Origin of the sequence: Glycomyces sp. L485, from assembly GCF_022548875.1 — a bacterium.
GTDB lineage: Bacteria > Actinomycetota > Actinomycetes > Mycobacteriales > Micromonosporaceae > Glycomyces.
In genome coordinates this window covers 5653-6060 of the sequence record NZ_JAKZEW010000021.1, presented here as the reverse complement: position 1 = coordinate 6060, position 408 = coordinate 5653, and the positions used below count along the sequence as shown (strand labels likewise).

Annotated in this window: 1 protein-coding gene; it reads left to right on the top strand. The window is 65.4% G+C overall.

What is annotated here, in order from left to right; genetic code table 11:
* Positions 1-408, top strand: a 408-nt coding sequence (locus tag L0U85_RS12000; protein WP_241377998.1) for a hypothetical protein, incomplete at both ends; no start/stop codon positions are given.

Below are 408 nucleotides of genomic sequence, written 5' to 3'. Positions count from 1 at the left end.
CAAGCCGCCGACTCCGAATTCGTGCTGCTCGACGTCGCCCCACACGATGAAGCCTACCGGCGAATCGGCGTCATCAACTGGGGCGTGAATCAGACATTCGCCAACTTCGAGGTCAGCTACCTCGACGAACTCGGGGCTGCCACTACGGACGGAATACCCGAACACCCCGCGCCACCCACCGAGCCAGACCTTCCGCGCGTGCTCGACCCCTACACCGACACCCAGCTCACCGATCTCGGCATCCGGCCAGAACTATTGCCGGCCTTGCGGCCCTCGACTTCGGAGGACGAGGTCCTGGCGCTGGCCGAAGGGCTCGACGACCGCATCGCGCAGATCGTCGTCGATCTCGCTACCGGCGTCGACTACGACACGATCATGGACCAGATCACCCGCCCGGGCGCCTCTCGC